The sequence below is a fragment of the Streptomyces sporangiiformans genome, from assembly GCF_005768555.2.
In the GTDB taxonomy this organism is placed as follows: Bacteria; Actinomycetota; Actinomycetes; order Streptomycetales; family Streptomycetaceae; genus Streptomyces; species Streptomyces sporangiiformans.
In genome coordinates this window covers 90,775-96,774 of sequence record NZ_VCHX02000177.1, presented here as the reverse complement: position 1 = coordinate 96,774, position 6,000 = coordinate 90,775, and the positions used below count along the sequence as shown (strand labels likewise).

Annotated in this window: 5 protein-coding genes; 3 read left to right on the top strand and 2 right to left on the bottom strand. The window is 68.6% G+C overall.

Annotated features, from left to right (window positions below):
* Both FGD71_RS31870 and FGD71_RS31865 read right to left on the bottom strand, forming a co-directional pair.
* Positions 1 to 166: transposase (locus FGD71_RS31870; protein WP_140935995.1), on the bottom strand; the 166-nt coding region annotated here is incomplete at its 3' end.
* Between the two features lie 127 nt (positions 167 to 293).
* Positions 294 to 833, bottom strand: a complete 540-nt coding sequence (locus FGD71_RS31865) for a Ku protein (RefSeq protein ID WP_119104012.1) — start codon at positions 831 to 833, stop codon at positions 294 to 296.
* Positions 834 to 901: 68 nt separating this feature from the next.
* On the opposite strand from FGD71_RS31865, the gene FGD71_RS31860 reads away from it, so the two are divergent.
* From FGD71_RS31860 to FGD71_RS31850, 3 genes are all read left to right on the top strand, one after another.
* Entirely contained in the window at positions 902 to 1,753 is an 852-nt protein-coding gene (locus FGD71_RS31860) for an IS5 family transposase (protein ID WP_119104011.1), read from the top strand.
* A gap of 205 nt (positions 1,754 to 1,958) precedes the next feature.
* On the top strand, positions 1,959 to 4,517 hold the full coding sequence (locus FGD71_RS31855; RefSeq protein ID WP_119104010.1) for an MMPL family transporter: 2,559 nt from the start codon (positions 1,959 to 1,961) through the stop codon (positions 4,515 to 4,517).
* Between the two features lie 139 nt (positions 4,518 to 4,656).
* Entirely contained in the window at positions 4,657 to 5,967 is a 1,311-nt protein-coding gene (locus tag FGD71_RS31850) for a sensor histidine kinase (protein ID WP_119104009.1), read from the top strand.
* Positions 5,968 to 6,000: the final 33 nt, after the last annotated feature.

The following is a 6,000-nucleotide window of genomic DNA, read 5'->3' as shown; positions in this document are numbered from 1 at the left end:
GAATGCCGGTGTACAGCACGAACAGGATGCCCGACAGCACCTTGCGGTCGTCCAGACGCTTGCGCCCCGGGTGATCCGCACGGCGCGACACGACCGGCAGCAACGGCTCGATCCGCGCCCACAGCTCATCCGGCACAATCCATGGCAGCTGCTCACCCCTTCGCATGTGCAGGCCAACACTCCATCAGGCGCCAACATTCCAAGGGTGAAGGCGTCATTCTGTTAGGAGTTCTAATTCCGATCTCCGGTCAGCGGTCGTAGGCGATCAGTGACCGGAGACCGGACTTACTCGTCTAGGAGCTCCCCGCAGCCTTCGCCTTCTTCTTCGAGGCAGGCTTCTTGCCGGACGCCTTCTTCGCCGCGGTCTTCTTCTTCGGCAATTCGTGGACCTCGGCGTCCTCGCCGCGCGACACCCGTGCCTTCTTCACGGACTCCTCCAGCGCCGCCATGAGATCGACGACCTCGCCCGCCGGCGCCGCCGTCTCGGGCATCTCCGGCAGCTCCTTGCCCTCCCGCTTCGCCGTAATCACCTCGGCGAGCGCGTCCGTGTAGTGGTCCACAAACTCATCGCCCTCGAGATCATCGCGGATCATGCTGTCCATCAGCAGCTCGGCCCTCTGGATCTCCTCCTCCGACACCTCCACCTGGCCGGGTGCCAGGGCAGCCGGGTCACGGACCTCGTCGTCCCACCGCATCGCATGCAGCACGATCGCGTCTTCCCGGATACGCAGCAGGCCCAGCCGCTCCCGGCCGTGCCACGCGAACTTCGCGATCGCCGCCTTGCTCGTCCGCTCCAGGGCCTTCCGCAGCAGCACATACGGCTTAGAGGGCATCTGATCTAGGTAGTCAGTGTTTTGGGATGTTTTTGTGACTGTCGGGGCCGACGGTCGTTGCCTGGTGTGTGAGTGCTCGTCGTCCGTATCGCAGTGACGTGTCCGATGCCCGGTGGGCCCTGATCGAGCTGGTGTTCGCCGCTTGGCGGGCCGCCCGTACCGGGCCCGGCACGGCAGCGCGGGTGCATGATCTGCGAGAGATCGTGAACGCGATCCTGTACGTCAATCGCACCGGAATCCCGTGGGAGTATCTGCCCCAGGACTTTCCTCCGTACAAGACCGTGTACGACTACCACGCCAAGTGGGAAGCGGACGGCACCACACAGCGGGTCCATGATCTGTTACGGAACAAGACCCGCCAGGCCCATGGTCGCAGCAGGGAACCGACCGCAGCCGTGGTGGACGCGCAGAGCGTGAAGACCTCGGCAAACGTGGCTGAGTCGAGCCAGGGCATCGATGCCGGCAAGAAGCTCAAAGGACGCAAGCGGCACCTGATCACGGACACCCTCGGTCTGGTCCTGGCCGTCGTCGTCACGGCCGCCTCGGTCCACAACTCCACTGGCGGCAAGCAGTTGCTGACCGAGCTCGCGGCCACCCATCCGAGTGTGACGAAGGTCTGGGCTGACGGTGGTTATCAGGGACGTGTGTTCAACCACGGTGCCGCGTTGGGGATTTGGCTGGAGGTCGTCAAGCGGACCTCGGCCACGGGGTTCCATCCGTTGCCGAAGCGTTGGGTGATCGAGCGGACCTTCGGCTGGCTGATGCAGCACCGCCACCTGGTGCGGGACTATGAAGCCCTGCCCCAGCGGTCACGGGCGATGATCCACTGGGCCATGGCTAACAAAATGAGCCGCGAACTCACCGGAGAATCCACACCAACCTGGCGAAACGAAACGGGCATCACGCCCACAACGTCGTGAACGTTGATCAGATGCCCTCTTAGATCGGGGCATCGTCGGCCGACGGGCTGCGAGGAGGACAGGGCGTAGTACTGCGGTACTAACGGGCCCCGCCGGATTCGGTTCCGCGGTACGGGATGGTCGCCCGGTACCGCTTCTAGGTTGAGATCGCGGGTCAGTCAGGCCCAGCTCACCCAATGATCTCTTCTCCTGGTGGGAGTAATCCGTGGCCACCTTCCTCTATCGGCTCGGCCGGCTGACGTTCCGGCGACGACGCCTCGTCGTGATGCTGTGGGTCGCCGTCCTGGCCGCCATCGGCATCGGCGCCATGAGTGCACCTGGCACCTCCTCGGGGGCCCTGAGCGTTCCGGGCACGCAGTCGCAGAAGGCGATCGACCTGCTGCAGAAGGAGTTTCCGCAGGCATCCGCCGACGGTGCCACCGCGCGTGTGGTGTTCGAGGCGCCCAGCGGGCAGAAGCTCACCTCCGGTGCCAACAAGGCCGAGGTCGACTCCCTGGTGGCGAAGCTGGAGAAGTCGCCACAAGTGTCGGGCGTCTCCGATCCCTTCACCAGCGGCCTGCTCAGCAAGTCCGGCACCATCGCCTACGCCCAGGTGTCCTACAAGGTCGCCCAGGCCGACGTCAGCGGCGCGGCCCACGCCGTCCAGACCGATGTCGTTCAGCAAGGCGAGAAGGCCGGCCTGAAAGTGAGCCTGGGCGGCAACGCCGTCAAGGACAAGGCCGCGAGCAAGGCGGCCGAGCTGATTGGCGTCGGGGTCGCCGCCGTTGTTCTGGTGATCACCTTCGGCTCGATGATCGCGGCCGGACTGCCCCTGCTCACCGCGATCCTCGGGGTGGCCGCGGCCATCCTGTCGGTCACGCTCGCCACGCATTTCTTCGACCTGGCCTCGGCCTCCACGACCCTGGCACTGATGCTGGGCCTGGCCGTCGCCATCGACTACGCCCTGTTCATCGTCTCCCGCTACCGCAACGAGATCCGCGACGGCCACGAACCCGAGGAAGCCTGCGGGCGGGCCCTGGGCACCGCCGGGTCCGCGGTCGTCTTCGCCGGCCTGACCGTGATCGTCGCGCTGAGCGGCCTGAGCGTCATCGGCATCGGCATGCTCACCTCCATGGGCCTGGCCTCCGCCTTCGCCGTGGCCGTCGCCGTGATCATCGCGCTGACCCTGCTGCCCGCCGTGCTCGGCTTCGCCGGTATGCGGATCATGACGAGCAAGCTGCTCACCCGCCGTATGAAGGCGCTGGAGCGCGGCGAGGGCGAGTCGATGGGCGTGCGCTGGGCGAGGTTCGTCACCCGCAACCCGGTCAAGGTGCTCGCCGTCTCGGTGGTCGGCCTGGCCCTGGTGGCCATCCCCACGATGTCCCTGAAGATGGCCCTGAACGACGACTCCGGAAAGCCCCCCGGCACCACCCAGCGCATCGCCTACGACACCCTCAGCAAGGGCTTCGGGCCGGGCTTCAACGGACCGCTCACCGTGGTCGTCGACGCCCGGGACAGCGACAATCCCAAGGCAGCCGCCCAGGACGCGTACACCATGCTGAGCAAGCTGGACGATGTCGCGGCCGTCCGTCCTCCCTCCTTCAACCAGGCCGGCGACGTGGCCCTGCTCGGCGCCGTCCCCAAGAGCGCCCCCACCAGTGAGGCCACCAAGGACCTCGTGGGCGAGATCCGCGGCCACGGCGGCGCCCTGCATCAGGACACCGGCGCCGACCTGATGGTCACCGGCTTGACCGCCGTCAACATCGACGTCAGCACCAAACTCTCCGACGCGCTCGTGCCCTACCTGGCCATCGTCGTGGGCCTGGCCCTGGTCCTGCTCCTGCTGGTCTTCCGGTCGATCGTGATCCCGCTCAAGGCCGCCCTCGGCTTCCTGCTCAGCGTGGTCTCGACCCTCGGGGTCCTGGTCGCGGTCTTCCAGTGGGGCTGGCTGAAGGACCTCTTCGGCGTCGACCAGACCGGACCCATCGTCAGCCTGCTGCCCATCGTGCTGATCGGCGTGGTGTTCGGACTCGCCATGGACTACGAGGTCTTCCTCGTCTCCCGGATGCGGGAGGAGTACGTCCACGGCGCCGAACCCACACAGGCCATCGTGCAGGGTTTCCGGCACAGCGGCCGGGTGGTCACCGCCGCCGCGGTCATCATGGTCTCCGTCTTCTCCGGATTCCTCCTCGACGCCGAGGTGCTGATCAAGTCCATCGGCCTGGGGCTCGCCGCCGCCGTGTTCTTCGACGCCTTCGTCGTCCGGATGACCATCGTCCCGGCGGTGATGGCCCTGCTCGGCCACCGCTCCTGGACCCTGCCGAAGTGGCTGGACCGAATCCTGCCCGACGTGGATGTCGAGGGCGAGAAACTGCGCCACGCGCTCGAAGCCGAGCCGACGGACTCCGCGCCTGAACCCGTGCTCGCCGGTGTCGCCGCGGGGGTCCACACGGGCTCGGACGACCACGGCGCCCCCCGCACCCTCACCGGCGTCCCCACTTCTGGCGGCCCGGACACGCCGACACCTGCCCAGCAGGCCCCCGGGAAGGCACGCGGACTGTCCAGGCTCAAGAAGCGCCGCGCACGGGGCAGCGACGCCACCGCCCCCGCCGACACGAAGGAGTCGGAGGCACCCGCACAGCAGGCCCCCGGGAAAGCGCACGGACTGTCCAGGCTCAGGCAGCGCCGCGCACAGGGCGGTGACGCCACCGTCCCCGCCGAGACGACGGAGTCGGAGGCACCGGTACGCAGGAAGCTCCTGAAGAACCCGATGCGCAGGAGTTGACGAGAGCGAGCCGTAGCACCGGCTTCCGCACCGGCTCCTGACGTGGCGGCCGACTCTCCCCGGCCGTCTCCCCTGCCCCGCCCGCCGGCCCGATCCCCCCGGGCCGGCGGGCGGCCTGACATCGCGAAGGGCCTGTCCCGTGACCGCACCGAGTGCCCCCGTTCCCGCCCCACGCCCGGACGAGCGCCAGTTCCTTCAGGCCCTGACGAGCGATCCCGAGCAACGGGTGATCGGCTCGGTCGTCTCCCGGCTCGCCTCGTGGCGGCGGGCCGACCGGGCCCGTCCCTGGGTCCGGCGGTGGGGGGTCCCGGTCTTCTGCTTCGCGGGCGGCAGCGACGCGTACCTCAATCCCCACAACGTCGGCAATCCCCAGCTGCCCCTCGTCCTCGCCTTCTGCATCCCACTGCTGTGGCGGGAACGACGCCCCATGCTGGTCTTCGCCCTCACCACGGCCGTTTCCGTCGTGTCTCTTTCTCTGGGTGTGCTGACCGGCGCCGAATTCGCCCGGGTGGTCGCCCTCTTCAATGTCGGCCGTCACTGCACGCCGCGCCAGCTAGCCGTCGCCACCGGCGTCACCCTCGTGCAACTCGTCGCATGGGCCTACTTCTTCTGGCGCGGCCAGCAGCTGGAGTACGTCACGCGTCCGGAGCCCGTGACATTGATGGTGATGGTCGCCGTAGTGGCGTTCGCGGCACTGGGCCTGCTCCTGCGGCTGGCCTACGCCTACATCGACGCCCTGAAGAAGCAACGCGACCAGCAGGCCCGTCTCGCCACCGCGCAGGAACGCGCCCGCGTCTCCCGCGAGATGCACGACATCCTCGGCCACACCCTCGCCGTCATCGTCGGCCTCGCCGACGGCGCCGCCGCCCTCACCGAGAGCAAGCCCGAACGCGGCGCCCAGACCCTCCGCATCATCAGCGCCAGCGGCCGCGATGCCCTGGCCGAACTGCGCCGCCTACTCGCCGTCATCGGCGACGACCGCGAATGTCAGGGCCGGTCGCACGACGTCCCGCTCGCCCCGCAGCCCAGCCTCGCCGACCTCGACGCGCTGCTCGACCGGGTCCGCGCCGCCGGCCCCACCGTCGCCCTGCACGCGCACGACGACCTCACCGGCCTGGCCCCGGGACTCCAGCTGTCCGCCTACCGCGTCATCCAGGAGGCCCTGACCAACACCGTCAAGTACGCCGCCTCCGACACCTCGGTCCACGTCTCCATCGCCGCCAACCCCGACACCGTGCGCCTCACGGTCGAGGACACCGGCCCGCCCCGTACCCCGCGTGCACGCCGTGGCCGGACGGGCAGCGGCCGGGGGCTGGTCGGCATGCGCGAGCGCGCCGCCCTCTACCGGGGCGAGGTCACCGCCGGCCCCAACCCTCACGGCGGCTGGACCGTCCACGCCACCCTCATCCCCAACCCGCCGGTCAACTCCCTGGAGAAGGACCCCGCTTGACCATCGTCCTCACCGTCGACGACAAGGCGCTGC

Coding starts and splice junctions, on each gene's coding strand:
- FGD71_RS31865 (WP_119104012.1), bottom strand. CDS start 833: ATGCCCTCTAAGCCGTATGTGCTGCTGCGGAAGGCCCTGGAGCGGACG.